25 protein-coding genes are annotated in these 23,972 nt (G+C 72.6%); 3 read left to right on the top strand and 22 right to left on the bottom strand.

Features of this window, described 5'->3' with window-relative positions:
* Positions 1-18 precede the first annotated feature (18 nt).
* The 14 genes from D7231_RS07650 to hisI form a co-directional block, all read right to left on the bottom strand.
* Positions 19-1,479 carry a glutamate synthase subunit beta gene (locus D7231_RS07650; RefSeq protein ID WP_120754184.1) on the bottom strand — a complete coding sequence of 487 codons (1,461 nt, stop codon included), beginning with the start codon at positions 1,477-1,479 and terminating at the stop codon, positions 19-21.
* Positions 1,472-6,022 carry a glutamate synthase large subunit gene (gltB, locus tag D7231_RS07655; protein ID WP_120754185.1) on the bottom strand — a complete coding sequence of 1,517 codons (4,551 nt, stop codon included), beginning with the start codon at positions 6,020-6,022 and terminating at the stop codon, positions 1,472-1,474. Before gltB ends, D7231_RS07650 begins: the two co-directional genes overlap by 8 nt.
* A gap of 338 nt (positions 6,023-6,360) precedes the next feature.
* Entirely contained in the window at positions 6,361-7,092 is a 732-nt protein-coding gene (locus D7231_RS07660) for a VIT1/CCC1 transporter family protein (protein ID WP_120754186.1), read from the bottom strand.
* A gap of 402 nt (positions 7,093-7,494) precedes the next feature.
* Positions 7,495-8,364, bottom strand: a complete 870-nt coding sequence (gene lgt / locus D7231_RS07665) for a prolipoprotein diacylglyceryl transferase (RefSeq protein ID WP_120754187.1) — start codon at positions 8,362-8,364, stop codon at positions 7,495-7,497.
* An 83-nt stretch (positions 8,365-8,447) separates the two neighbouring features.
* Positions 8,448-9,230 carry a DsbA family protein gene (locus D7231_RS07670; RefSeq protein WP_120754188.1) on the bottom strand — a complete coding sequence of 261 codons (783 nt, stop codon included), beginning with the start codon at positions 9,228-9,230 and terminating at the stop codon, positions 8,448-8,450.
* 82 nt (positions 9,231-9,312) lie between these two features.
* Positions 9,313-10,128 carry a tryptophan synthase subunit alpha gene (gene trpA, locus D7231_RS07675; protein WP_120754189.1) on the bottom strand — a complete coding sequence of 272 codons (816 nt, stop codon included), beginning with the start codon at positions 10,126-10,128 and terminating at the stop codon, positions 9,313-9,315.
* Positions 10,128-11,369 (bottom strand): tryptophan synthase subunit beta, encoded by a 1,242-nt coding sequence (gene trpB / locus D7231_RS07680; protein ID WP_120754190.1) that lies wholly within the window; start codon positions 11,367-11,369, stop codon positions 10,128-10,130. The genes trpA and trpB overlap by 1 nt, the downstream gene beginning before the upstream one ends.
* Positions 11,370-11,421: 52 nt before the next feature.
* Positions 11,422-11,562 carry a tryptophan biosynthesis modulator TrpM gene (gene trpM, locus D7231_RS38440; RefSeq protein ID WP_369049618.1) on the bottom strand — a complete coding sequence of 47 codons (141 nt, stop codon included), beginning with the start codon at positions 11,560-11,562 and terminating at the stop codon, positions 11,422-11,424.
* 5 nt (positions 11,563-11,567) lie between these two features.
* Positions 11,568-12,377 (bottom strand): indole-3-glycerol phosphate synthase TrpC, encoded by an 810-nt coding sequence (trpC, locus tag D7231_RS07685; protein WP_120754191.1) that lies wholly within the window; start codon positions 12,375-12,377, stop codon positions 11,568-11,570.
* Between the two features lie 149 nt (positions 12,378-12,526).
* On the bottom strand, positions 12,527-12,955 hold the full coding sequence (locus D7231_RS07690; RefSeq protein WP_241999612.1) for a DUF2752 domain-containing protein: 429 nt from the start codon (positions 12,953-12,955) through the stop codon (positions 12,527-12,529).
* 100 nt (positions 12,956-13,055) lie between these two features.
* Positions 13,056-13,289: an HGxxPAAW family protein gene (locus D7231_RS07695; RefSeq protein WP_120754192.1), complete on the bottom strand. Its 234-nt coding sequence runs from the start codon at positions 13,287-13,289 to the stop codon at positions 13,056-13,058.
* A 108-nt stretch (positions 13,290-13,397) separates the two neighbouring features.
* Positions 13,398-14,000, bottom strand: a complete 603-nt coding sequence (locus D7231_RS07700) for a TIGR02234 family membrane protein (protein WP_120754193.1) — start codon at positions 13,998-14,000, stop codon at positions 13,398-13,400.
* 48 nt (positions 14,001-14,048) lie between these two features.
* Positions 14,049-15,575, bottom strand: a complete 1,527-nt coding sequence (locus tag D7231_RS07705; protein ID WP_120754194.1) for an anthranilate synthase component I — start codon at positions 15,573-15,575, stop codon at positions 14,049-14,051.
* A gap of 11 nt (positions 15,576-15,586) precedes the next feature.
* The gene (gene hisI / locus D7231_RS07710; protein ID WP_120754195.1) at positions 15,587-15,955 is read right to left on the bottom strand and encodes a phosphoribosyl-AMP cyclohydrolase; all 369 of its coding nucleotides are present in this window, start codon (positions 15,953-15,955) and stop codon (positions 15,587-15,589) included.
* A gap of 74 nt (positions 15,956-16,029) precedes the next feature.
* Between hisI and D7231_RS07715 the strand changes: the two genes are divergently transcribed.
* Genes D7231_RS07715 through D7231_RS07725 form a run of 3 tightly spaced genes read left to right on the top strand, consistent with a single transcriptional unit; the run spans position 16,030 to position 18,140 of the window.
* A complete protein-coding gene (locus D7231_RS07715) occupies positions 16,030-16,884 on the top strand; it encodes a hypothetical protein (RefSeq protein WP_120754196.1) in 855 nt (284 codons plus the stop codon).
* A gap of 46 nt (positions 16,885-16,930) precedes the next feature.
* Positions 16,931-17,563 carry a TIGR03085 family metal-binding protein gene (locus tag D7231_RS07720; RefSeq protein WP_120754197.1) on the top strand — a complete coding sequence of 211 codons (633 nt, stop codon included), beginning with the start codon at positions 16,931-16,933 and terminating at the stop codon, positions 17,561-17,563.
* Between the two features lie 40 nt (positions 17,564-17,603).
* Positions 17,604-18,140, top strand: coding sequence for a DoxX family protein (locus D7231_RS07725; RefSeq protein ID WP_120754198.1), 537 nt, complete (start codon positions 17,604-17,606; stop codon positions 18,138-18,140).
* Positions 18,141-18,157: 17 nt separating this feature from the next.
* Here D7231_RS07725 and hisF read toward each other — a convergent pair whose 3' ends face one another.
* From hisF to hisD, 8 genes are read right to left on the bottom strand one after another with little or no spacing between them, the layout of a single operon-like run.
* The gene (gene hisF / locus D7231_RS07730) at positions 18,158-18,913 is read right to left on the bottom strand and encodes an imidazole glycerol phosphate synthase subunit HisF (RefSeq protein ID WP_120754199.1); all 756 of its coding nucleotides are present in this window, start codon (positions 18,911-18,913) and stop codon (positions 18,158-18,160) included.
* Positions 18,910-19,311, bottom strand: a complete 402-nt coding sequence (locus tag D7231_RS07735; RefSeq protein ID WP_120754200.1) for a Rid family hydrolase — start codon at positions 19,309-19,311, stop codon at positions 18,910-18,912. The genes hisF and D7231_RS07735 overlap by 4 nt, the downstream gene beginning before the upstream one ends.
* The gene (gene priA / locus D7231_RS07740) at positions 19,308-20,033 is read right to left on the bottom strand and encodes a bifunctional 1-(5-phosphoribosyl)-5-((5-phosphoribosylamino)methylideneamino)imidazole-4-carboxamide isomerase/phosphoribosylanthranilate isomerase PriA (protein WP_120754201.1); all 726 of its coding nucleotides are present in this window, start codon (positions 20,031-20,033) and stop codon (positions 19,308-19,310) included. Before priA ends, D7231_RS07735 begins: the two co-directional genes overlap by 4 nt.
* Complete coding sequence (gene hisH, locus D7231_RS07745; protein ID WP_120754202.1) at positions 20,030-20,671, bottom strand: imidazole glycerol phosphate synthase subunit HisH; 642 nt, start codon at positions 20,669-20,671, stop codon at positions 20,030-20,032. The genes priA and hisH overlap by 4 nt, the downstream gene beginning before the upstream one ends.
* On the bottom strand, positions 20,668-20,835 hold the full coding sequence (locus D7231_RS36960) for a hypothetical protein (protein WP_194960938.1): 168 nt from the start codon (positions 20,833-20,835) through the stop codon (positions 20,668-20,670). The genes hisH and D7231_RS36960 overlap by 4 nt, the downstream gene beginning before the upstream one ends.
* Positions 20,836-21,429, bottom strand: a complete 594-nt coding sequence (hisB, locus tag D7231_RS07750) for an imidazoleglycerol-phosphate dehydratase HisB (RefSeq protein WP_120754203.1) — start codon at positions 21,427-21,429, stop codon at positions 20,836-20,838.
* On the bottom strand, positions 21,426-22,616 hold the full coding sequence (locus D7231_RS07755; RefSeq protein ID WP_120754204.1) for a histidinol-phosphate transaminase: 1,191 nt from the start codon (positions 22,614-22,616) through the stop codon (positions 21,426-21,428). Before D7231_RS07755 ends, hisB begins: the two co-directional genes overlap by 4 nt.
* Positions 22,613-23,965, bottom strand: a complete 1,353-nt coding sequence (gene hisD, locus D7231_RS07760; protein ID WP_120754205.1) for a histidinol dehydrogenase — start codon at positions 23,963-23,965, stop codon at positions 22,613-22,615. Before hisD ends, D7231_RS07755 begins: the two co-directional genes overlap by 4 nt.
* Positions 23,966-23,972: the final 7 nt, after the last annotated feature.

The raw sequence follows: 23,972 nt of genomic DNA on the forward strand, positions 1-23,972 counted from the left end.
GCCGGTTTCGGGGACGGGTCAGACCGTCAGGGCGCGGTCCGTGGGGCGGACCGGGGCCGGCAGGGTGCTGGTGCCGGTGAGGTAGCGGTCCACACCGCGGGCGGCGGAGCGGCCCTCGGCGATGGCCCAGACGATGAGGGACTGACCGCGCCCGGCGTCACCGGCGACGAACACGCCGGGGACGTTGGTGGCGTAGTCGGCGTCGCGGGCGACGTTGCCGCGGGGGTCCAGCTCCAGGCCGAACTGCTCGACGAGACCGTTCTGCCGGTCCGTGCCCGTGAAACCCATCGCGAGGGTGACGAGCTGGGCGGGGATGCGGCGCTCGGTGCCCGGCTTCTGTTCGAGCTTTCCGCCGGTGAACTCGACCTCGACGAGGTGCAGCCACTGGACGTTGCCGTCCTCGTCGCCCTCGAAGTGGGTGGTGGAGACGGAGTAGACGCGCTCGCCGCCCTCTTCGTGGGCCGAGGTGACCTTGTAGAGCATGGGGAAGGTCGGCCAGGGCTGGTTCGCGTTCCGCTCCTCCCCCGGCCGCGGCATGATCTCCAGCTGGGTGACGGAGGCCGCGCCCTGGCGGTGGGCGGTGCCGACGCAGTCGGCGCCGGTGTCGCCGCCGCCGATGACGACGACGTGCTTGCCCTCGGCGGTGATCGGGGCGACCGTCAGGTCGCCCTCCTGCACCTTGTTGGCCATGGGCAGGTACTCCATGGCGAAGTGGACGCCCTTGAGGTCGCGGCCGGGGACGGGCAGGTCGCGGGAGGTGGTGGCGCCGGCGGCGATGACGACGGCGTCGTAGCGCTTGCGGAGCCCCGCGGCGTCGATGTCGCGGCCGATCTCCACCTCGGTGCGGAACTTGGTGCCCTCCGCGCGCATCTGCTCGATGCGGCGGTTGATGTGCCGCTTCTCCATCTTGAACTCGGGGATGCCGTAGCGCAGGAGGCCGCCGATGCGGTCGGCGCGCTCGTAGACGGCGACCGTGTGGCCGGCGCGGGTGAGCTGCTGGGCGGCGGCGAGGCCGGCGGGGCCGGAGCCGATGACGGCGACGGTCTTGCCGGAGAGCCGCTCGGGCGGCTGGGGGGTGACGTCGCCCGCGGCCCAGGCCTTGTCGATGATGGTGACTTCGACGTTCTTGATGGTGACGGGCTGCTGGTTGATGCCGAGGACGCAGGCGGACTCGCAGGGGGCGGGGCAGAGCCGGCCGGTGAACTCGGGGAAGTTGTTGGTCGCGTGCAGCCGCTCGCTGGCCGCCTGCCAGTCGTCGCGGTAGGCGTAGTCGTTCCACTCGGGGATGAGGTTGCCGAGCGGGCAGCCGTTGTGGCAGAAGGGGATGCCGCAGTCCATGCAGCGGCTCGCCTGCTTGCTGATGACCGGCAGCAGGGAGCCGGGGACGTACACCTCGTTCCAGTCGCGGACGCGCTCGGCGACGGGGCGGGTCTCGGCGACCTCGCGCCCGGTGGTCAGGAAGCCCTTGGGGTCAGCCATTGGTCGCCGCCTCCATCATCTTCTCGTGGGTCTCCGTCTCGGAGAGACCCGCTCGCTCGGCGGCGTCCTTGGCGGCGAGCACTGCCTTGTAGGTGGCCGGGACGACCTTGCTGAAACGGCCGGCGGCGGTGTCCCAGCCGGCGAGGAGGCCGGCCGCGACGGTGGAGGCGGTCTCCTCCTGGTGGCGGCGCACGACGTCGTGCAGCCACTGCCGGTCGGCGGCGTCGAGGGGTTCGACGGCGGCGGCCAGCTCCTTGTTGACGTTGTCGGGGTCGAGGTCGATCACGTAGGCGACGCCGCCGGACATGCCGGCCGCGAAGTTGCGCCCGGTCTCGCCGAGGACGACGGCCCGGCCGCCCGTCATGTACTCGCAGCCGTGGTCGCCGACCCCTTCGGAGACCACGGTGGCGCCGGAGTTGCGGACGCAGAAGCGCTCGCCGACGCGGCCGCGCAGGAACATCTCGCCGCCGGTCGCGCCGTAGGCGAGGGTGTTGCCGGCGATGACCGAGTACTCGGCGAGGTGGTCCGCGCCGCGGTCGGGGCGGACGACGATCCGCCCGCCGGAGAGGCCCTTGCCGACGTAGTCGTTGGCGTCGCCCTCCAGGCGCAGGGTGACGCCGCGGGGCAGGAAGGCGCCGAAGGACTGGCCGGCGGAGCCGGTGAAGGTGATGTCGACGGTGTCGTCGGGCAGGCCGGCGCCGCCGAAGCGCTTGGTGACCTCGTGGCCGAGCATGGTGCCGACGGTCCGGTTGATGTTGCGGATGGCGACCTGGGCGCGGACGGGGCGGGCGTCCTCGGCGGTGGGGACCGCGAGGGCGTCGGCGGCGAGCTCGATGAGCTCGTTGTCGAGGGCCTTGGCCAGGCCGTGGTCCTGGTCGGTGGTGCGGTGGCGGACGGCCCCGGCGGGCAGCTCCGGCACGTGCAGCAGCGGGGCGAGGTCCAGGCCCTGGGCCTTCCAGTGGGTCACCGCGCGGCCGGTGTCGAGGAGTTCGGCGTGGCCGACGGCCTCCTGGAGGGTGCGGAAGCCCAGCTCGGCGAGGAGTTCGCGGACCTCTTCGGCGATGAACTCGAAGAAGTTGACGACGAACTCGGCCTTGCCGTTGAAGCGCTCGCGCAGGACGGGGTTCTGGGTGGCGATGCCGACGGGGCAGGTGTCCAGGTGGCAGACGCGCATCATGACGCAGCCGGAGACGACGAGCGGGGCGGTGGCGAAGCCGAACTCCTCGGCGCCGAGGAGGGCGGCGATGACCACGTCGCGGCCGGTCTTCAGCTGGCCGTCGGTCTGCACGACGATGCGGTCGCGCAGGCCGTTGAGCAGCAGCGTCTGCTGGGTCTCGGCGAGGCCGAGCTCCCAGGGGCCGCCCGCGTGCTTGAGGGAGGTCAGGGGCGAGGCGCCGGTGCCGCCGTCGTGGCCGGAGATCAGGACGACGTCGGCGTGGGCCTTGGAGACGCCCGCCGCGACCGTGCCGACGCCGACCTCGGACACCAGCTTCACGTGGATGCGGGCGGCCGGGTTGGCGTTCTTCAGGTCGTGGATGAGCTGGGCGAGGTCTTCGATGGAGTAGATGTCGTGGTGCGGGGGCGGCGAGATCAGGCCGACGCCGGGCGTGGAGTGCCGGGTCTTGGCCACCCACGGGTAGACCTTGTGGCCGGGCAGCTGGCCGCCCTCGCCGGGCTTGGCGCCCTGGGCCATCTTGATCTGGATGTCGTCGGAGTTGACCAGGTACTCGCTCGTCACGCCGAAGCGGCCGGAGGCGACCTGCTTGATGCTGGAGCGGCGCTCGGGGTCGTAGAGGCGCTCGGGGTCCTCGCCGCCCTCGCCGGTGTTGGACTTGCCGCCCAGCCGGTTCATGGCGATGGCGAGGGTCTCGTGGGCCTCGCGGGAGATCGAGCCGTACGACATGGCGCCGGTGGAGAAGCGCTTGACGATCTCGCTGACGGGCTCGACCTCGTCGAGCGGGACGGGCTCCCGCCCGGTGGCGAGGGAGAACAGGCCGCGGAGCGTCATCAGCCGCTCGGACTGCTCGTTCACGCGCTCGGTGTACTGCTTGAAGATGTCGTAGCGGCGGGCGCGCGTGGCGTGCTGGAGCCGGAAGACGGTGTCCGGGTCGAACAGGTGCGGCTCGCCCTCGCGGCGCCACTGGTACTCGCCGCCTATGTCGAGGCGGCGGTGGCTGGCGGCGATGCCGGTGGCCGGGTAGGCCTTGGCGTGGCGGGCGGCGACCTCGCGGGCGACGACGTTCAGGCCCGCGCCGCCGATCTTGGTGGTGGTGCCGTGGAAGTAGGTCTCGACGAAGCCCTCGTCCAGGCCGATCGCCTCGAAGACCTGGGCGCCGCGGTAGGAGGCCACGGTGGAGATGCCCATCTTGGACATGACCTTCAGGACGCCCTTGCCGAGGGCCTTGATGAGGTTGCGGATCGCGTCCTCGGGCTCGATGTCCCGCAGGAACGTCCCTGCGCGGACGAGGTCCTCGACGGACTCCATCGCCAGGTACGGGTTGACGGCGGCCGCGCCGTAGCCGATGAGGAGCGCGACGTGGTGCACCTCGCGGACGTCGCCCGCCTCGACCAGCAGGCCCACGTGGGTGCGCTGCTTGGTGCGGATGAGGTGGTGGTGGACGGCGGAGGTGAGCAGCAGGGAGGGGATCGGGGCGTGCTCGGCGTCGGAGTGGCGGTCGGAGAGGACGATGAGCCGGGCGCCGTCGGCGATGGCGGCGTCGGCCTCGGCGCAGATCTCCGTGAGGCGGGCGGCCAGGGCCTCGCCGCCGCCGGCGACGCGGTAGAGGCCGGAGAGGGTGACGGCCTTCAGGCCCGGCATGTCGCCGTCGGCGTTGATGTGGATGAGCTTGGCGAGCTCGTCGTTGTCGATGACGGGGAAGGGCAGGGTGACGCTGCGACAGGAGGCCGCGGTGGGCTCCAGGAGGTTGCCCTGCGGGCCGAGGGAGGAGATCAGCGAGGTGACGAGCTCCTCGCGGATGGCGTCCAGCGGGGGGTTGGTGACCTGCGCGAACAGCTGGGTGAAGTAGTCGAAGAGCAGCCGGGGCCGCTCGGAGAGCGCGGCGATCGGCGAGTCCGTGCCCATGGAGCCGATCGGCTCGGCCCCGGCCTTGGCCATGGGGGCGAGGATGACGCGCAGCTCTTCCTCGGTGTAGCCGAAGGTCTGCTGGCGGCGGGTGACCGAGGCGTGGGTGTGCACGATGTGCTCACGCTCGGGGAGGTCGGCGAGGTCGATCAGGCCGGCCTCCAGCCACTCCCCGTAGGGTGCGGCGGCGGCGAGCTCGGCCTTGATCTCGTCGTCCTCGATGATGCGGTGGCGCTCGGTGTCGACGAGGAACATCCGGCCGGGCTGGAGGCGGCCCTTGCGGACGACCCGGGCCGGGTCGATGTCGAGGACGCCGACCTCGGAGGAGAGCACGACGAGGCCGTCGTCGGTGACCCAGTAGCGGCCGGGGCGCAGGCCGTTGCGGTCGAGGACGGCGCCGACGAGGGTGCCGTCGGTGAAGGTGACGCAGGCCGGGCCGTCCCAGGGCTCCATCTGAGTGGAGTGGTACTGGTAGAAGGCGCGGCGGGCCGGGTCCATGGAGGCGTGGTTCTCCCAGGCCTCGGGGATCATCATCAGCACGCTGTGCGGGAGGGACCGGCCGCCGAGGTGGAGCAGCTCCAGGACCTCGTCGAAGGAGGCGGAGTCGGAGGCGTCGGGGGTGCAGACGGGGAAGGTGCGGCCGAGGTTGCCGTCGGCGCCGAACAGCTCACTGTCCAGCTGCGATTCGCGGGCCCGCATCCAGTTGCGGTTGCCCTGGACGGTGTTGATCTCGCCGTTGTGGGCGACGAAGCGGTACGGGTGGGCGAGCGGCCAGCTCGGGAAGGTGTTGGTGGAGAAGCGGGAGTGCACCAGGGCGATGGCGGTGGCGCAGCGGCGGTCGGAGAGGTCCGGGAAGAAGGGCTCCAGCTGGCCGGTGGTCAGCATGCCCTTGTAGACGATCGTGCGGGCGGAGAGCGAGGGGAAGTAGACCCCGGCCTCGCGCTCGGCGCGCTTGCGCAGCACGAACGCCTTGCGGTCCAGGGCGAGTCCGGTGCTCGCGCCGTCGGCGACGAAGAGCTGGCGGAAGTCCGGCATGGTGGCGCGGGCGCTGGCGCCGAGGAGCTCGGGGGCGACGGGGACGGCGCGCCAGCCGAGGACGGTCAGGCCCTCCTCGCGGGCGATCGTCTCGATGGACGAGACGGCGGCGTCCGCCTCCGCGGGGTCCGCGGGCAGGAACGCGATGCCGACGGCGTACGCGCCGGGCTCGGGGAGGGAGAAGGGGACGCTCTCGCGCAGGAAGGCGTCGGGGACCTGGAGCAGGATGCCGGCGCCGTCGCCGGAGTCGGGCTCGGAGCCGGTGGCGCCGCGGTGCTCCAGGTTGCGCAGGACGGTGAGGGCCTGTTCCACGAGCGCGTGGCTCGCCTCGCCGGTGAGGGTCGCGACGAAGCCGACGCCACAGGCGTCGTGCTCGTTCCGCGGGTCGTACATTCCCTGCTGGGCGGGGTGGGATGCGGATCGCATCGGCGGCTCCCGTCGTCGTCTTGGCAGTCCCGGCCGGTGCGGCCGGTGCATGTGCCGAGGGACGACGTTGGCCCTCTGCGGAAGAAATTTGGTGCAGGTTACATGATGGGGCGCTTCTCAAAAAGCGGAAGCCCCGGTTCAGCATGTGGACACTGCGGGTGAGGCACTGCGGGTGATGCGGCGAGCTGCCGGAAGCCTTGGGGATCGCCCGGCCCGGCGGCGCCGGACACAGCACAGAGCGGGCGGCGTTGCCCGCTGCGCTCCCGGATTGTGCCCGGTCGTCGAGGGCCTGAAACCGCTCCGTCATCCGTACGTTATGCGGGACCCCGCATAAAGCATCACCCCAGGGCGGTGCCGAAGGCAATACCAAGGGCGTAAGTCACACCCGCCGCGGCCGCGCCGAGGAACAGCTGGCGCAGTCCGCTGAACCACCAGGAGCGGGCCGTCACCCGGGCCACGACGGCGCCGCAGGCGAAGAGGCCGGCCAGCGCCAGCAGCACGGCGGGCCACAGGGACGTGGCCCCCAGCAGGTACGGCAGCAGGGGCAGGAGCGCGCCCAGCGCGAACGAGCCGAACGAGGAGACGGCGGCGACCATGGGCGACGGCAGGTCGGAGGGGTCGATGCCGAGCTCCTCGCGGGCGTGGATCTCCAGCGCCTGCTCGGGGTCGCGGGAGAGCTGCATGGCGACTTCCAGCGCCAGCTTCGGCTCGACGCCCCGCGACTCGTAGAGCGCGGCCAGCTCCGCCAGCTCGTCGGCCGGGTGCTTGTGCAGCTCGCGGCGCTCCACGTCCAGCTCGGCGAGGACGAGCTCGCGCTGCGAGGCCACGGAGGTGTACTCGCCGGCGGCCATCGAGAACGCGCCGGCGGCGAGGCCGGCCAGGCCGGCGATCACGATCGTGCCGGGGGCGGCGGCGCCGCCCGCGACGCCCGTCATCAGCGCGACGTTGGAGACCAGGCCGTCCATGGCGCCGAACACCGCGGGACGGAGCCAGCCGCCGTTCACGTCGCGGTGGGTGTGGTTGTCGCGGTGCGCTATGTGCGGTGTCGCGACGGCTTCCAGGACAGACATCTCCGGTTCGCTCCCTTCGCCGGGGCGTGACGGCTTGCCCGTGCGCCCCCCGATGCGTTCGAAGGTACGCAGGATGAGCTTGATCCGCTAGCAAGGAAGGCCTGGCTGACCTGGGTAGACATACGGGGTGAGGCCGGTTCGGCACGGGGCGCTTCCGGCCGGGGTGCGCGCGGTCGCGGCGGGATCTTGCTGCCCGGGCAGCGGCCGGCCTACGCCCGAAGGCCGGTTCGGCACCGCCGATGTCCCCGGTGGGGGCTGATCGCCGTCGCGGCGGATTTTGTTTGCCTGCGGCACGAGAACGCCTGCCCGGCCGCGGGCCCCGTGCCGCGGGCACGAAAAAACCGCCGCAGCGGCGATCAGCCACTGCGGCGGAGTTCGGCGGTGCCGATCCGGACCGGCCCGTCAGACCTTCTTCTTTTGGGGGGACGCGTCGTCCATCGACGCGTCACCGTCAAGCACCGGCTCGACGACCTTCTCCCGCCCCGGCGCCTTCTTCGCGGAGATGATCATGTAGGCGACGGCCCCCAGGAACACCACGATCGACGTCCAGCCGTTGAGCCGCAGGCCCAGCACGTGGTGGGCGTCGTCGACGCGCAGGTACTCGAACCAGAAGCGGCCCACCGTGTACGAGGCGACGTAGAGCGCGAACGCCCGCCCGTGCCCGAGCGTGAAGCGGCGGTCCGCCCAGATCACCAGGCCCGCGATCAGCAGGCACCACAGCGACTCGTACAAGAACGTCGGGTGGTAGGTGCCCGCCACCCGCCCGATCGCCGGGTCCGCGTCGATCTTCAGCGCCCACGGCAGGTCCGTCGGCTTGCCGTAGAGCTCCTGGTTGAACCAGTTGCCCCAGCGGCCGATCGCCTGGGCGACGGCGAGGCCGGGGGCGAGGGCGTCCGCCCAGGCCGGCAGCGGGATGCCGCGGCGCCGGCAGCCGATCCACGCGCCGACCGCGCCGAGCGCGACCGCGCCCCAGATGCCGAGGCCGCCCTCCCAGATCTTGAAGGCGTTGACCCAGTCGCGGCCCTCGCCGAAGTACAGCTCGTAGTCGGTGATGACGTGGTACAGCCGGCCGCCCACGAGCCCGAAGGGCACCGCCCAGACGGCGATGTCCGCAACCGTCCCCGCCCGTCCGCCGCGGGCGATCCAGCGCCGGTTGCCCAGCCAGACCGCCACGAAGACGCCGATGATGATGCAGAAGGCATAGCCGCGCAGCGGGACCGGGCCGAGGTGGACCACGCCCGTCGACGGGCTGGGAATGTATGCGAGTTCCATGACGCCCCCGACGCTACCCTGCCCGGGCGACGGAACGGCAACCCACCCGGCGCAACAGCTGCGTAACGCCCGGGGAGCCCCGCTCAGCCCTTGGCGGCCTCCGCCACCATCTGCCGCAGCTTGTCCGGAGTGAGTGGGTTGGCCTGGTCGGCGTAGATGCTCTTGCCGTTGAGCAGGACGGTCGGGGTGGCGCGGTAGGAGGTCTTGCCGAAGGCCTCGTGGGACTTCTTCACCCAGCTGTCGTGGGTGCCGTCGTCGACGCACGTGCGGAAGGCGGGCGTGTCCAGCCCGGGCACCTGGCCGGCCAGCTCCAGCAGGCGCGCCTTCTTGCCGAAGGCGTCGTCCGTCTCCGGCGGCTGGTTCTTGTAGAGCAGGTCGTGGTAGGCGGAGAACTTCCCGGCGTCCTGGGCGCAGGCCGCCGCGTTGGCGGCGTTGAGCGAGCCGGTGCCGCCGAGGTTGTTGTCGATCAGTGTGACGATGTGGTACTCGGCCTTGAGCTCGCCCTTCTGCTCCAGCTCGTTGACCACGTCGCGGAAGCCGTTCTCGAACTGGCTGCAGGCGGGGCAGCGGAAGTCCTCGTAGACCGTGAGGGTCGACTTCGCGGCGGGCTTGCCGACGGGGATGGTGACGCTGTCCTTGCCGGTGGCGCCCTGCGGGGCGACCAGCGGGCCGGCGGGCTCCTTCTTCTTGCCGCCGCCCGAGTTCGCCACGAGCGCCGCGATGCCGGCGCCTGCGCCGAGCACGGCGACGACGACCGCTGCGGCGATCAGGGTGCGCCTGCGCCTTCCCCGGCTCTCCTCGCGCTGCCGCTGTTCCTGCAGCCGCTCGCGGGCGCTGCGCTTACCGTCCGAGTTCTTCTGGCTCACATCCCCCTACAACGAACCGGGGGCGCGCCGCAGCGCGCCCCCGGTCGTGGGTTCCTTCAAAAGAGTTACCCGCCCGAAAGGGTTATCCCCGCTTGCGCACGCCCTCGGCCAGCTCGCCGGCGAGGGCGCGGACGGCGGCCAGGCCCGTCTCCAGGTCGGGCGCGTCCAGGAGCCGCTTGACGAAGGCCGAGCCGACGATCACGCCGTCGGCGAAGGCGGCGACCTCCGCGGCCTGGACGGCGTTGGAGACGCCGAGGCCCACGCAGACCGGCAGGGAGGTGACGGCACGCGTGCGCCGGACCAGGTCCTGCGCCTCGTTGCCCACGGACTCCCGGGTGCCGGTGACGCCCATCAGCGAGGCCGCGTACACGAAGCCGCTGCCCGCCGCCGTGATCTTGGCGAGGCGCTCGTCGCGGCTGCTGGGCGCGACCACGAAGACGGTGGCGAGGCCGTGCTGCTCGGCGGCCTTGCGCCAGGCCTCGGACTCCTCGACGGGCAGGTCGGGCAGGATGCAGCCCGCGCCGCCGGCAGCCGCCAGGTCGGCGGCGAAGCGCTCCGGGCCGTAGGCGTCGACGGGGTTCCAGTACGTCATGCACAGCACGGGCGCGCCCGTGATCTCGTGCGCCTCCTTGACCGTGCGGAGGACGTCGGCGATCTTGATGCCGCCGCGCAGCGCGATGTCGTCGGCGGTCTGGATGACCGGGCCGTCGAGGACCGGGTCGCTGTGCGGCAGGCCGACCTCCACGACGTCGCAGCCGCCGTCGAGCATGGCCGTGATCGCCCGTACGCCGTCGTCCACGGTGGGGAAGCCGGCGGGGAGGTAGCCGACGAGGGCCGCGCGGTTCTCCACCTTCGCCGCGGCCAGCACGGAGCCGAGGAGTTCGATGTTGCCCGCCATCACTTGGCCCCCGTCGTGTCGTCGTACAGCCCGAAGTAGCGGGCCGCCGTGTCCATGTCCTTGTCGCCGCGGCCGGAGAGGTTCACGAGGAGCAGCCCGTCCTCGCCCAGCTCCCTGCCGATCTCCAGGGCTCCGGCCAGCGCGTGCGCGCTCTCGATGGCCGGGATGATGCCCTCGGTGCGCGAGAGCAGGCGCAGGGCCTGCATGGCCTCGTCGTCGGTGACGGCGCGGTACTCGGCGCGGCCGGTGTCCTTGAGGTAGGAGTGCTCCGGGCCGATGCCCGGGTAGTCGAGGCCGGCCGAGATCGAGTACGGCTCGGTGATCTGGCCGTCCTCGTCCTGGAGGACGTAGCTGCGGGAGCCGTGCAGGATGCCGGGGGTGCCGGCGGTGAGGGTGGCCGCGTGCTCGCCGGTGGCCAGGCCGTGGCCGCCGGGCTCGCAGCCGATCAGGCGCACGCCCTCGTCGGGCAGGAAGGCGTGGAAGAGGCCGATGGCGTTGGAGCCGCCGCCCACGCAGGCCACGGCGGCGTCCGGCAGGCGGCCGGTGCGCTCCAGGATCTGGCGGCGCGCCTCGACGCCGATGACGCGGTGGAAGTCGCGCACGAGGGCCGGGAAGGGGTGCGGGCCGGCGACCGTGCCGAAGAGGTAGTGGGTACGGTCGACGTTGGCGACCCAGTCGCGGAACGCCTCGTTGATGGCGTCCTTGAGCGTGCGGCTGCCGGACTTCACGGCGATGACCTCGGCGCCGAGCATCCGCATCCGGGCGACGTTCAGCGCCTGGCGCTGGGTGTCGACCTCGCCCATGTAGATGGTGCATTCGAGGCCGAAGAGGGCGCAGGCGGTGGCGGTGGCGACGCCGTGCTGGCCGGCGCCGGTCTCGGCGATGACGCGGGTCTTGCCCATGCGCTTGGTGAGCAGGGCCTGGCCCAGCACGTTGTTGATCTTGTGCGAGCCGGTGTGGTTGAGGTCCTCGCGCTTGAGGAAGACCCGGGCGCCGCCGGCGTGCCCGGCGAAGCGCGGCACCTCGGTGAGGGCGCTGGGGCGGCCGGTGTAGTTGACCATCAGGTCGTTGAGCTCGGCGGCGAAGGCGGGGTCCGCCTTGGCCTTCTCGTACTCGGCGGCGACCTCGTCGACGGCGGCGACGAGGGCCTCCGGGATGAATTTGCCGCCGAACGCGCCGAAGTAGCCCTCGGCGCTTGGAACTTGACCCTCCGGGTCCGGGACGAAGAATTCGCTGGGCATGCCGGTCTCCTCAGGAGATGAGTGAGGTTGACGTGATCACTGAGCCGAACGCTCAGCCACGCCATCGCATCCCGTTGATCTGCCCCGGCTCACAGCCGATGTGGTACCGCACGCGGCGCCCGAGGACGCGCCGCGCGGGCGCACGGCAGCCACGCGGCCGGCAGCCGCGGGCGAGCCGTGCGTACGCCCTCATGCAGGTCAGCCCCTGCCGTGCCGCAGCGCGGGGTGGGCGCCCGCGGCGACCAGGTCGGCCACGGCGCCCTTCGGGTCGCGGCCGGTGACCAGGGACTCGCCGACCAGCACCGCGTCGGCGCCGTCGTTGGCGTAGGCGATCAGGTCGTGCGGGCCGCGCACGCCGGACTCGGCGATCTTGATGATGCCGTCCGGGATCTCCGGGGCGACCCGGGAGAAGTTGTCCCGGTCCACCTCGAGGGTCTTGAGGTTACGGGCGTTGACGCCGATGATCCGCGCGCCGGCGGCCACCGCGCGCTCGGCCTCCTCCTCGTCGTGCACCTCGACCAGCGGCGTGAGGCCGATCGATTCGGCGCGCTCGATGAGGGAGACCAGGGCCTCCTGCTCCAGCGCGGCGACGATCAGCAGGGCCAGGTCGGCGCCGTAGGCGCGAGCCTCCCACAGCTGGTAGGCGGTGACGATGAAGTCCTTGCGCAGGACGGGGATGTCGACCCGGGCGCGGACGGCTTCCAGGTCGGCCAGCGAGCCGCCGAAGCGGCGCTGCTCGGTCAGGACGCTGATGACGGACGCGCCGCCGGCCTCGTAGTCGGCGGCGAGGCCGGCGGGGTCGGCGATCGCGGCCAGCGCGCCCTTGGAGGGGCTGGACCGCTTGACCTCGCAGATCACGCCGACGTTCTCGCCGCTGAGCGCGGCGACGCCGTCCTTGGCCTCCGGCGCCCTGGCGGCCCGCTCCTTGAGCTCGTCGAGGCTGACGCGCGCCTGCCGCTCCGCGAGGTCGGCACGGACGCCCTCGATGATCTCGTCGAGCACACTCACGCGAGCGGCCCCCTTCCGGACTCGGATGGTCTGGGCTGGTGCGGCGGGAATCCTCCCCCACCAGGCACTGCGATGGTACTTGCCGCCGGGCGAAGGTTTCGCATCCGGTTGACGCGGGTCCCATCTGGTGGACGCCCGGCGGACACCCGTCAGGGGGCGAGGGCGGCGCCCACGGGCAGGTTCCGTACGACGGTGAAGAGCAGGACGACGGCGCCGAGGCCCCACCAATGGCGGGCGCGCGGCGAGAGCGACACGCCCCCGCGGCCCCGCAGGGCCCTGGTGAACCACACGCACCAGAAGACGGCGAAGGCGGCGTACGCGGCGACGGCCAGGGCGTTGGCCCCGAGCGCGCCCGGCAGGTCGCCGTGAGTGAGGGCGTGGAGGCCGCGCAGCCCGCCGCAGCCCGGGCAGTACAGGCCCGTGCAGCGCAGCAGGGGGCAGGCCGGGTAGCGGCCGGGGTGGTTGGGGTCCACGGCGGCTACGTAGCCGGCGGCCGCGGCGAGGCCGGCCGCGACGCCCAGCGGGGCGGCCAGCCGGCGCGCGCCGTCCCCGAACCGGCCCCTCGTCCAGCCCTTCACAGGGCACAGTCTCCGCCGGACAGCACGAAGGCGCAGCTCTAGGCCGTCGTACGGGGGTCGTACGGGCCCGGGGCCGCGCCTCGGGGCGTCAAGGGCGGGGTCAGCCCTGGTTCGTCTGCCCGGACACCTTCAGGGGAGCCCGCTTGGGCATGCCCATGCCCATCATGGCCATGACGCCGCCCACGATGCCGCCGATCGCGATGATGGCGATGCCGGCCCAGAAGCCGACCGGCTTCGCGGCCACCGTGAAGGCGCCGGAGACGCAGAAGCCGATGAAGGCGATGGTGACACCGGTCCAGGCGGCCGGGGTGTGTCCGTGGCTGGTACCCGCCATGACTAAGACTCCTCGTTGCTGTGGCGCGCCCGCGGGCGCGGAGAACGCTCATGGTCATTGTCCCCGACGGCCCGGGCAGCCTCTATCCGGGGGGCGGGGCGGGGCGTGTCACGCCCCCGTCGGGTCCTCGCCGCGGTCGAGGGCCTTCCACAGCTCCTCGGGGCGCTCGGGGTCCGGGGCGGTCCGGGCGCGGCGCGGGCGCGGGGTGCCGTCGCGCTCGTAGCGGCCGGACATGGCCGGCCAGTGGCGGCCGAAACGCAGGGCCAGGAGCCCGGCGAGCAGCAGCAGGACACCGCCCGCAAGGGCGACCCACGGCCAGGCGGTGTGGGTGACGTGGTCGACGGCGCCGCTGGTGAGGCCGTTGGCCTTGGCGGCCTGCTCCTCCAGGGCGGAGGTGTCGCCCGCGCCCGTGACCGCGCCGGCGACGACGCCGGCGCCCGTGAGGACGAGGCCGGCGGACACCACGGTGCGCCAGACGCCGCGGACGGCGAAGACCGCGACGAGGGCGGCGAGTCCGACGACGGCCAGGGCGCCGGGCAGGCCCGTGATGTCCGATCCGCTGACGTGCTTGGTGACGCTGCTCCCGGCGACGGTCGTCGTGCCCTCGGCCCAGGTGCGGCCGCCCGCGAGCAGGGCGAGGGCGGCGCCGGCGGCGCCCAGGAGCAGTGCGGTGCCGACGGTTCCGCGGCGGGGGGTTACGGCTTTGCTCACGGGTCCACTATCCCTTGTGGGGGTGTTTGGGGTGCTGCCGGGGTCGCGCTAGGCGAGCCGGTTCGCCGAGTGCACGGCGCGCAGCACCGCCGCCGCCTTGTTGCGGCACTCGGCGTCCTCCGCGGCCGGGTCCGAGTCGGCGACGACGCCCGCGCCGGCCTGGACGTAGGCCGTGCCGTCCTTCAGGACGGCGGTGCGGATGGCGATGGCGGTGTCGGAGTCCCCGGCGAAGTCCAGGTAGCCGACGCAGCCGCCGTAGAGCCCGCGCCGCGACGGCTCCAGCTCCTCGATGATCTGCATGGCCCGCGGCTTGGGCGCGCCGGAGAGCGTGCCGGCGGGGAAGCAGGCGGTGAGCACGTCGAAGGCGGTGCGCCCGGCGGCCACGCGGCCGGTGACCGTGGAGACGATGTGCATCACGTGGCTGTAGCGCTCGATCGACATGAAGTCGACGACCTCGACGCTGCCGGGCTCGCAGACCCGCCCGAGGTCGTTGCGGCCGAGGTCGACGAGCATGAGGTGCTCGGCGCGCTCCTTGGCGTCGCCGAGGAGCTCCTCGGCGAGGGCCGCGTCCGCCTGCGGGGTGGCGCCGCGCGGCCGGGTGCCGGCGATGGGGTGCACCATGGCCTGCCCGTCCTCGACCTTGACGAGCGCCTCGGGGCTGGAGCCGACGACGTCGAACCCGTCGAAGCGGAGCAGGTACATGTACGGACTCGGGTTCGTGGCCCGCAGCACGCGGTAGACGTCGAGCGCGGAGGCCGTGCAGGGCGTCTCGAAGCGCTGGGACGGCACGACCTGGAAGGCCTCGCCGGCGCGGATGCGCTCCTTGATGTCCTCGACGGCCGCCATGTAGTCGGGGCCGCCCCAGCGGGCGGTGCAGCCGGGCAGTTCGGAGGGCGGCAGGGCGGTGGGGGCCGAGGGCGCGGGCCGGTGGAGGTCGGCGGCCATGGCGTCCAGCCGGGCGACGGCGTCCGCGTACGCCTCGTCGACGCCGCTGTCGAGGTCGTTGTGGTTGATCGCGTTGGCGATCAGCAGGACGGTGCCGTTCCAGTGGTCGAGGACGGCGAGGTCGGAGGTGAGGAGCATGGTGAGCTCGGGCAGGCCGAGCGCGTCGCGGTCCTCGCCGCCGTGCTCGCCGATCTTCTCCAGGCGGCGGACGACGTCGTAGCCGAGGTAGCCCACCATGCCGCCGGTGAAGGGCGGCAGCCCGGCGCCCTCCATGAGGTCGCGCGGGGTGTGCAGGGCGGCCACGGTGGCGCGCAGCGCCTCCAGCGGGTCGCCGTCGGTGGGCACGCCGACGGGCGGGGTGCCCAGCCAGTGCGTCCGGCCGTCGCGCACGGTCAGCGTCGCGGCGCTGCGGACGCCCACGAACGAGTAGCGCGACCAGGTGCGGCCGTTCTCGGCGGACTCCAGCAGGAAGGTGCCGGGCCGCTCGGCGGCGAGCTTGCGGTACAGGCCGACGGGCGTGTCGCCGTCGGCGAGGAAGCGCCGGGTGACCGGGATGACCCGGCGGTCCTTCGCGAGCGTACGGAAGGTCTCGGCGTCCGGGGTGATGTCACCGGAGGTCGTGGCAGCCATGGCAGCGGAGCCTACTGGCCGAGCGGGAGGACATCGGCATCGAAACAGGTGCGGTCGCCTGTGTGGCAGGCGGCGCCGGTCTGGTCGACCTTGACGAGGAGGGTGTCGCCGTCGCAGTCGAGGGCCACCGACTTCACGTGCTGGACGTGTCCGGACGTGTCGCCCTTGACCCAGTACTCCTGGCGGCTGCGGCTCCAGTACGTGCAGCGGCCGGTGGTGAGGGTGCGGTGGAGCGCCTCGTCGTCCATCCAGCCGAGCATGAGGACCTCGCCGGTGTCGTATTGCTGGGCGATGGCGGGGACGAGCCCGTCGGCGCTGCGCTTGAGGCGTGCGGCGATGGCGGGGTCGAGGGAGGACGCGGGGGCGGTGTTGCCGGTCATGGGTCCATTCTGCCGCGCTGACGGGCCGGGACCCCCGGGGCGGCGCTGTCAGTGGCGTACGGCATGCTTCGCCCATGAGTACTCCGCCCTCGAACTCCCCGCAGCCGCCCGGTGGCGGCGGTGGGTTCGGCCCGCCGCAGCAGTTCGGGCCGCCGTCAGCCCAGCCGCCCGCCCAGCCCTACGGACAGCCGCAAGCTCCGCAGGGGTACGGACAGCAGCCGGGCTTCGGTCAGCCCGGGCAGCAGCCGGGCTTCGGCCAGTACGGGCAGCAGCAGTACGGGCAGCAGTTCGCCCCGCCGATGCCGCCCCCGCCGCCGCCCTCGGGCAACAAGGGCGCGAAGGTCGCCGGGTTCGTCATCGGCGGCGTGCTGGTGCTCGGTCTCCTCGTGGGCGGCTTCATGCTGGCCACCAGCGGCAGCAAGGGCGACGACAAGCCGTCCGCCAAGGGCTCGTCCACCCCGTCGGCGGCGCCCTCCGCGCCGAGCGCCGCCCCCGGCGGCATCGGCGGCCCGGGCGCCGACCCGTCGAACCCCGACCCGTCGGCCTCCTCCTCGTCCCCGTCGGTGTCCCGCGTGCCGTACGTGGTGCTCAAGCCCGGCCAGTGCTTCGACCACCCGCGCATGTCCCTCGGCCTGACCGAGGTGAAGACGAAGCCGTGCACCGGTCCGCACGACGGCGAGGTCATCGCCAACGAGACCCTGACCGGCAAGTTCGACTCCGAGCTGGACATCCAGACCAAGGCCCGGGACATGTGCAAGAAGGACGCACAGGACCGGATGCGGTCCATAACCGACGGCAAGAACTACTACTCGTACGTGCTCTACCCGACCCCGGTCACCTACTCCCGCGGCCAGGACCAGATCACGTGCTCGATGACGCTGAGCGTCTCGCAGGGCGGCCAGAAGATGGACAAGCCGCTGCCCGAGTAGCCGAGGCGGCGTGGCAGCGGCGTGGCGCCGGCCGTAGGGTGGCGCCATGTCGACCCACGCCCAGCGCGAACGTCTGCTCCTCGCCGATCTGTTGGAGTCGGCGGGCCCGGATGCCCCGACGCTCTGCGACGGCTGGCGGACGCGTGACCTGGCGGCCCACGTCGTCGTGCGGGAACGCCGCTCCGACGCCGCCGCCGGGCTCGTGTTCAAGCCGCTGGCCGCCCGCCTGGAGCGGGTGCAGGCGGAGTTCGCCGCCAAGCCGTACGAGGAGCTGGTCGGGCTCGTGCGCGGCGGGCCGCCGCGGCTGTCGCCGTACGCCCTCAAGCAGATCGACGAGGCCGCGAACACCGTCGAGTTCTTCGTCCACGCCGAGGACGTGCGCCGGGCCCAGGAGGAGTGGGCCCCGCGCGAGGTGGACCCCGTCTTCGCGGACGCCCTGTGGTCCCGCCTGGAGCGGGTGGCCCGGATGCTCGGCCGCCGCTCCCCCGTCGGCCTGGTCCTGCGCCGCCCCGACGGCCGCACGGCGGTCGCCCGGCGCGGCGCGCCCGTGGTGACCGTCACGGGGGAGCCGGCCGAGCTGACCCTCTTCGCCTTCGGCCGGCAGACCGCCGCCCGGGTGGAGCTTGAGGGCGACAAGGACGCGGTGGCGAAGCTGCAAGGGGCTCAGCTGGGAATCTGAGGGTCCCTCGCCGGACCCGACCCGCAAAGGTGCCCCCGCCATGGCGTACACCAGCAGCCCCCTCCGCTCCGCCCCGGCCGCCGCGCTGTCCCCGGGCGGCTTCTCGCTCGGGGTCCTGCTCCTGCGGATGATGCTCGGCATCATCATGGTCGCGCACGGCACGCAGAAGCTCTTCGGCTGGTTCGACGGGCCGGGCCTCGACGGGACCGCGAAGGGCTTCGAGTCCTGGGGCTATCCCGTGCCCAAGGCGATGGCGGTCATCGCCGGCCTCAGTGAGGCGCTGGGCGGCGCGGGCCTCTTCCTCGGGCTGCTCACGCCGCTGGCCGCGGCCGCCGTGCTGGGCACGATGGTCAATGCGCTCGGGGTGACGTGGGACGGGGGCTTCCTGCTGCCCAAGGGCGTGGAGTTCACCCTGCTGGTCGCCGTCTCGGCGGCGACGCTGGCCCTCACGGGCCCCGGGAAGTACGCGGCGGACGCGTACCTCCCGGTGCTCCGGCAGCACCGGCTGTCCTACGGGATCGCAGCGATCGCCCTCGCCCTGGTGGTGGGGGCGATCTTCCTGCTGATCCGGGACTGAGCGTCCGGCGGACGCCCCTAGCGGACCGGGTGGCCCGACTCGCGGAGGGCCTGCTTGACGTCGGCGATGCGCAGGTCGCCGAAGTGGAAGACCGACGCGGCCAGGACCGCGTCCGCGCCCGCGTCCACCGCCGGGGCGAAGTGCTCCAGGCGGCCCGCGCCGCCGCTCGCGATGACCGGGACCGTGACGTGCTTGCGCACGGCCTTGATCATCTCGGTGTCGTAGCCGTCCTTCGTGCCGTCGGCGTCCATGGAGTTCAGCAGGATCTCGCCGGCCCCGAGCTCCGCCGCGCGGTGCGCCCACTCGACGGCGTCGAGGCCCGTGCCGCGCCGCCCGCCGTGCGTCGTCACCTCGAAGGAGCCCGCCGGGGTGCGGCGGGCGTCCACGGACAGGACCAGGACCTGGCGGCCGAAGCGCTCGGCGATCTCGCGGATCAGCTCGGGCCGCTCGATGGCCGCGGTGTTCACGCCCACCTTGTCGGCACCGGCCCGCAGCAGCTTGTCGACGTCCTCGGCGGTGCGGACGCCGCCGCCGACGGTCAGGGGGATGAAGACCTGCTCGGCGGTGCGGCGCACCACGTCGTAGGTGGTCTCGCGGTTGCCGGAGGAGGCGGTGATGTCGAGGAACGTCAGTTCGTCGGCACCCTCCTGCCCGTAGACCTTGGCCATTTCCACGGGGTCGCCCGCGTCGCGCAGGTTCTGGAAGTTGACGCCCTTGACGACCCGGCCGTTGTCGACGTCCAGGCAGGGGATGACTCGGACCGCCAGGGTCATGTGCTCGTTGCTCCTCGGTACGCTTCTACTTCTACTTCGACCAGCACGCGCGAATCGACGAAGCCGGAGACGACCGCCAGGGTCGACACGGGCCGTACAGCGTCGAAGAGTTCCTTGTGGGCGCGGGCGACCGCGTCCACGTCCCGCGCGTGGGTCAGGTACATCCGGGTGCGGACGACGGCGTCGGCGCCGAGGCCGAACCGCTCCAGCTCGGCGAGGGCGTTGCCGAAGGCCGCCCTGGCCTGCTCGTAGGGGTCGCCCTCCCCGTGCAGCACGGAGCCGTTGAACGGCAGGGTTCCCGCCACCAGCACCCGGTCTCCCGCCGCGACCGCGCGCGCACAACCAAAGGCCTCTTCCCAGGGACTGTCGCTCTGCACACGCTGCACGGCTTCGGTCATGCGGACACAGCCTCCAGGGCCTCTTCCAAGGTGAACGCCTTGGCGTAGAGGGCCTTGCCGACGATGGCGCCTTCGACACCCTCCGGTACCAGGTTGGCAATTGCGCGCAGGTCGTCAAGGGAGGAGACGCCGCCGGAGGCGACGACCGGCTTGTCGGTGGCGGCGCAGACGTTCTTCAGCAGCTCCAGGTTGGGGCCCTGAAGAGTGCCGTCCTTGGCGATGTCGGTGACGACGTAGCGGGCGCAGCCCTCGCGGTCGAGGCGGGCGAGGGTCTCGTAGAGGTCGCCGCCGTCGCGGGTCCAGCCACGGCCGCGCAGGGTCGTGCCGCGGACGTCGAGGCCGACCGCGATCTTGTCGCCGTGCTCGGCGATGACCTTGGCGACCCACTCGGGGGTCTCCAGGGCGGCGGTGCCGAGGTTGACGCGGGTGCAGCCGGTGGCGAGGGCGGCGGCGAGCGAGGCGTCGTCGCGGATGCCGCCGGACAGCTCGACCTTGATGTCCATGGCCCCGGCGACCCGGGCGATGAGCTCGCGGTTGTCGCCGGTGCCGAAGGCGGCGTCGAGGTCGACGAGGTGCAGCCACTCGGCGCCGGCCCGCTGCCACTCCTGCGCGGCGGCGAGCGGTTCGCCGTACGACGTCTCGGAGCCGGACTCGCCGTGGACGAGGCGTACGGCCTGGCCGTCACGGACGTCGACGGCGGGGAGGAGTTCGAGCTTGCTCACAGGGTTCCGATCCAGTTGGTGAGGAGCTGGGCTCCGGCGTCGCCGGACTTTTCCGGGTGGAACTGGGTGGCCCACAGAGGACCGTTCTCCACGGCCGCGACGAACGGCTCGCCGTGCGTGGCCCAGGTGACCTTGGGGGCGCGGATGTTGGGGTTGGTCACCTCAAGGCCCCACTCGCGCACCGCGTAGGAGTGCACGAAGTAGTAGCGGGTGTCCGCGCCGAGGCCGGCGAAGAGCTGCGAGTCCGCGGCGGGGGTGACGGTGTTCCAGCCCATGTGGGGGACGACGTCGGCCTTGAGGGGCTCCACGAGACCGGGCCACTCGTCGAGGCCCTCGGTCTCCACGCCGTGCTCGACGCCGCGCTCGAAGAGGATCTGCATGCCGACGCAGATGCCCATCACGGGGCGCCCGCCGGAGAGGCGGCGGCCGACGATCCAGTCGCCGCGAGCGGCGCGCAGGCCCTGCATGCAGGCGGCGAAGGCGCCGACGCCGGGCACGAGGAGGCCGTCGGCGTTCATGGCCTTCTCGTAGTCGCCGGTGATCTCGACGTCCGCGCCGACGTGGGCGAGGGCGCGCTCGGCGGAGCGGACGTTGCCGAAGCCGTAGTCGAAGACGACGACCTTCTTCGGGGCGCTCATGACCACAGTCCTTCGATCCGGAGGGTGCCGGCGCCCAGGCACATCGCGGCGCCTATGCCGAGGAGCACGACGATGCTCTTGGGCATGCCCTGCTTGAGGAAGGAGATGATGCCGCCGACCAGGAACAGGCCGACGACGATGAGCGTGGTGGACAGGCCGTTCATCTAGAGCGCACCCTTCGTCGACGGAATGATCCCGGCCGCGCGCGTGTCGTGTTCGCACGCGTAGCGCAGGGCCCGGGCGAGCGCCTTGAACTGGCACTCCACGATGTGGTGGGCGTTGCGCCCGTACGGGACGTGCACGTGCAGGGCGATCTGCGCCTGCGCGACGAAGGACTCCAGGATGTGCCGGGTCATCGTCGTGTCGTACGCGCCGATCATGGGCGCCATGTTCTCGGGCTCGGTGTGCACGAGGTAGGGGCGGCCGGAGAGGTCGACGGTGACCTGGGCGAGGGACTCGTCCAGAGGCACGGTGCAGTTGCCGAAGCGGTAGATGCCCACCTTGTCGCCGAGGGCCTGCCGGAAGGCGGCGCCCAGCGCGAGGGCGGTGTCCTCGATGGTGTGGTGGGTGTCGATGTGCAGGTCGCCGTCGGTCTTGACGGTGAGGTCGAAGAGGCCGTGGCGGCCGAGCTGGTCGAGCATGTGGTCGTAGAAGCCGACCCCGGTCGACACGTCGACCTGCCCGGTCCCGTCGAGGTCGATCTCGACGAGGACGGACGTCTCCTTGGTGGTGCGCTCGACGCGCCCAACGCGGCTCATGAGTGGTTCTCCTTGCGAACGGGCCTCTCCGGACCCTGAGCGACAGCGGCGCCGGCCCGGCCGGGGGTCCGGGGGTTGTCCCCCGGGAATTGCAGCTTCAGTACTGCGCGGACCGCGTCCAGGAACGCGTCGTTCTCCTGCGGGGTGCCGGCGGTGACCCGCAGCCGGCCCGGCACGCCGTTGTCCCGCACCAGCACGCCGTGGGCGAGGATGGCCCGCCACGTGGCGGCGCTGTCCTCGAACCGGCCGAACTGGACGAAGTTGGCGTCCGAGTCGGTCACCTCGCAGCCCATCGCGCGCAGCTCGGTGACGAGGCGGTCGCGTTCGGCCTTGAGCTGCTCGACGTAGCCGAGCAGGGTGTCGGTGTGCTCCAGGGCGGCGAGGGCCGTGGCCTGGGTGACGGCCGACAGGTGGTACGGCAGGCGCACGAGCTGGACGGCGTCGACGACCGCGGGGTCCGCGGCGAGGTAGCCGAGGCGGAGCCCGGCGGCGCCGAAGGCCTTGGACATGGTGCGCGAGACGACGAGGTTCGGGCGGCCCTCGATGAGGGGCAGCAGCGAGGGGCGGTGGCTGAACTCGCCGTACGCCTCGTCCACGACCACGAGCGAGGGGCGGGCCGCCTGCGCGGCCTCGTACAGCCGCAGGACCGTCTCCGCGTCGACCGCCGTGCCCGTGGGGTTGTTGGGCGAGCAGATGAAGACGACGTGCGGGCGGTGCTCGGCGATGGCGCGCTCGGCGGCCTCGACGTCGAGGCGGAAGTCCTCGCGGCGGGGGCCGGAGATCCAGCCGGTGCCGGTGCCGCGGGAGATCAGGGCGTGCATCGAGTACGAGGGCTCGAAGCCGATCGCGGTGCGACCGGGGCCGCCGAAGGCCTGGAGGAGCTGCTGGAGGACCTCGTTGGAGCCGTTGGCGGCCCAGACCTGCCCCGTGGTGACCTCGTGGCCCGTGGTGCGGGTGAGGTACGCGGCGAGTTCGGTGCGCAGCTCGACGGCGTCCCGGTCGGGGTAGCGGTTGAGGTGCCGGGCGGCCTCGGCGACGCGCTCGGCGATGCGGGCGACGAGGGCCTCGGGCAGCGGGTAGGGGTTCTCGTTGGTGTTCAGGCGTACGGGCACGTCGAGCTGGGGGGCGCCGTACGGGGACTTGCCGCGCAGCTCGTCCCGGATGGGGAGATCGTCGATACGGGTCACTTGCCGTCCGGAACCTTCCAGTCGCTGTGCTCGTCCAGTTCGCCTTCGGCAAAACGTGCCTTGACCGCCGCGCCGTGCGCGGGCAGGTCCTCGGCCTCGGCGAGCGTCACCACGTGGCCCGCGACCTCGGCCAGGGCCTCCCGCGTGTAGTCCACGACGTGGATGCCGCGCAGGAAGGACTGGACGGACAGGCCGGAGGAGTGGCAGGCGCAGCCGCCGGTGGGCAGCACGTGGTTGGAGCCGGCGGCGTAGTCGCCGAGGGAGACGGGGGCGTACGGGCCGACGAAGATCGCGCCGGCGTTCTGCACGCGGGCGGCGACGGCCGCGGCGTCCGCGGTCTGGATCTCCAGGTGCTCGGCGCCGTAGGCGTCCACGACGGCGAGGCCGTGGTCGACGGAGTCGACCAGGACGATGCCGGACTGGCGGCCGCCGAGCGCGGGCACGATGCGGTCCTCGACGTGCCGGGTCATGGCGACCTGGGTTTCGAGCTCCTTCTCGACGGCGTTCGCGAGCTCTTCCGAGTCGGTGACGAGGACGGAGGCGGCCAGCGGGTCGTGCTCGGCCTGGCTGATCAGGTCGGCGGCGACGTGCACGGGGTCGGCGGTGGCGTCGGCCAGGACGGCGATCTCGGTGGGGCCGGCCTCGGCGTCGATGCCGATGCGGCCCTTCAGCAGCCGCTTGGCGGCGGCGACCCAGATGTTGCCCGGGCCGGTGACCATGTTGACCGGGCGGCACTCCTCGGTGCCGTAGGCGAACATGGCGACGGCCTGGGCGCCGCCCGCCGCGTACACCTCGTCGACGCCCAGCAGCGCGCAGGCGGCCAGGATCGTCGGGTGCGGCAGGCCTCCGAAGTCGGCCTGGGGCGGGGAGGAGACGGCCATGGAGCCGACGCCGGCCTCCTGGGCCGGCACCACGTTCATGATCACGGACGAGGGGTAGACGGAGCGTCCGCCCGGCACGTACAGCCCGACGCGCTGGACGGGGACCCAGCGCTCGGTGACCGTGCCGCCGGGCACGACCTGGACGGTCTTGTCGGTGCGCCGCTGCTCGCGGTGGACGATGCGGGCGCGGCGGATGGACTCCTCGAGCGCGGCCCGGACGGCCGGGTCGAGCTCTTCGAGGGCGCGGGTGATCGCCTCGGCGGGGACCCGGATGCGGTCGATGGTGACGCCGTCGAACCGGTGCGCGTAGTCGATCAGGGCCGCGGTGCCGCGATGATGCACGTCCTCGCAGATGGGCCGCACCTTCTCCAGGGCGGCCTCGACGTCGAGTTCGGCTCGGGGCAGCAGGTCGCGGTCGACGCCGGCCTCGGAGGAGGCGGCACCGCGCAGATCGATTCGGGAGATCACACGGTAA

Source organism: Streptomyces klenkii (assembly GCF_003626645.1).
GTDB classification, from domain to species: domain Bacteria; phylum Actinomycetota; class Actinomycetes; order Streptomycetales; family Streptomycetaceae; genus Streptomyces; species Streptomyces klenkii.